This is a genomic window from Shewanella sp. SM20 (assembly GCF_025654545.1).
Classification (GTDB): Bacteria; Pseudomonadota; Gammaproteobacteria; order Enterobacterales; family Shewanellaceae; genus Shewanella; species Shewanella oncorhynchi.
On the sequence record NZ_JAKKRK010000115.1, the window covers coordinates 1 to 2148 of the forward strand.

1 protein-coding gene and 2 pseudogenes are annotated in these 2148 nt (G+C 40.5%); 1 reads left to right on the top strand and 2 read right to left on the bottom strand.

Annotation, left to right across the window (positions count from 1 at the left end; genetic code table 11):
- A pseudogene (locus L5M18_RS23050) lies at positions 1 to 209 on the top strand (IS3 family transposase); the annotation flags it as partial.
- Between the two features lie 21 nt (positions 210 to 230).
- On the opposite strand, the gene L5M18_RS23055 reads toward L5M18_RS23050, so the two are convergent.
- Together L5M18_RS23055 and L5M18_RS23060 are read right to left on the bottom strand one after the other, a co-directional pair.
- Positions 231 to 1427, bottom strand: a complete 1197-nt coding sequence (locus L5M18_RS23055) for a M23 family metallopeptidase (RefSeq protein ID WP_263198712.1) — start codon at positions 1425 to 1427, stop codon at positions 231 to 233.
- A 490-nt stretch (positions 1428 to 1917) separates the two neighbouring features.
- Positions 1918 to 2148: pseudogene (locus tag L5M18_RS23060) on the bottom strand (IS4 family transposase); the annotation flags it as partial.

Consider the following 2148-nt stretch of genomic DNA (forward strand, 5'->3'; position numbering starts at 1 on the left):
AACACAGCCAGCTAAATTTTGTCTCACCAGGGCAACGTCATGCACTGCAAGATGGCGCTATTTTAGCGAAGCGCAAGAAAGTGCTTGAGGCGGCGAAGGAAAGAAAACCGATGCGTTGGTCTACAGAGATCAGAAATTGTGAAGCGGTTGGCGCTGTAACACTCAACCCAGATAAGGCACCAGAAGAAGGCGTAATAAATGCAGCTTAATATTTAAACAAAGAGTGACAACTATCTTGAAAAACACCGATATTGCCCCAAATGTACATCTTGCAACGACACATGGCGGCCATCCTTTAATAAAGAAAAATGCAAATGGGGCCCAGTTGAACTCCCACCTTCACACAAGGCTGCATTTTTATTATTTGCATAAATGCCCATCACAGTATTTTGGTTTACATATTGACCATTACGCACTGTAATTTGATCCATATGATAATAGTTAGTCGCCCAACCGTTAGCATTTGTCACCCGTACTTGGCAGCGAGACAACACATTGACAGTCCCATCATGTGCGGAAGCAACCGAATAAGTCGGACTTCCCCATTGTGGCCAATCGTAGGATACATCGATTGATGATAGCGGATAGCCAGACCCAGTATGCGAATGAGCACCATTGGATTGCCATGAATATCCCTGTCGCCAAGGCATTTGCAGCATGTTACTGGGTGGCAGACTACTCGCGGTAATATTCGCCAATGGGACGACTTGTTGCATCGACTGAGTTGAATCAGCTACAAGCGGATTTTTAGCAACTGAACTCATTAACAACTCACGGTCAGTATTGCCAAATAATAATCTAAACTGCTCAATGAATAGGTCCAATCCCAAAGCGTGCTCACCCGTCATAACGGCATGTTGCTGTTGCTCTATCCTACGACCGTTTAACAAAGCCAATAATGCAAAACTCGATGCATTAACTGCGTCGGTACTTGGCGGGTATAGGCCTTTTAATTGAGACTCTTCATAGGCATAAAAACGTTGTGATAGCTGAGCCAATACATCTTGGAGTTGTTCCTCAAAACCCTGTTTATCCGATAATGTTCCCAAAGGTCGGTTAAGCGCTTCAGCTGTCGGAGACGAAATTAACTGAGATTGCATTTCCATCAAAGTCAGTATGACTTTGGGGTTAATACTATAATATCCAGCCCAATGCGTAATCGCCTCTTCTTTATCGATTAAATCAGGAACATTGACGTAAATAAAGTCAGCTAAATCAAACTGCGATGCATCTACGCCATATAAAAACATCAGATTATTAAATGGCAGTAACACACTAGGCATATCTACCATTTTCATTTCTTCTGCATCAATATGATACTGACTGGTTGGCATATCAGATGCGAACGATGGTAACGCTATTATCGCGGAGACACTTAACGCGCGGCCTATCCATAATGCCGTGCAACGTATTTTAAAAAAATTCATACTTATCAGATTCCTTTAGTAAGTCACTCAGATTAAATATTATTTTCAAATGCCAGCTTGCTTTAGACGTAATGATATTCACGACTAAATTTTTATAGCTAGAGAACATTAAAGAAGCTAAGTGACAATAATCGCCTATGCAAATAAGTGACGTATAAAACTGTCAACAAAAACTGACGCTCATTAATTTAAATGTGAGTTAAATACTAAAGTACGGAAAAAGTGAATAGGTAATTATAAAAACAAAAGAGTAATTTATTCGATAGACATTGAATTTTGAATAAAAACATAATGGTATTGGCCGATCCATTATAAAATCTATCGGTTCCACAAGAATAAATTGAAATTTACAGTGAATCCCTAATAAAAATGATCAATAACTGAGAATTTTCGACGAACTTAACAGAGGTCAAACACAAAGAATATTCCCAGTGTTTGACTCCATTAAATAGCTTGCGCGGTAATTCATACTAAATACTGAAGGATCCCCTCATAAATCAGCCATAGCATAGCCATATTTGAGCAACTGATTGGCGAATAATACCCAGGCCGCCAGCAATTCTTTCTCCGTGATTTGATAATCAGGCCGCCTGAGTACCTCCAATCCCAAGCGAATCGTTGAGAGTACCGTTCGATGCCCAATGGTATTGGCCTGAAAATGCTTATCCCAGCCCTGTTGCTGTGCGTGTAAACCAACTAGCCACAACAGGCATTGAACCAT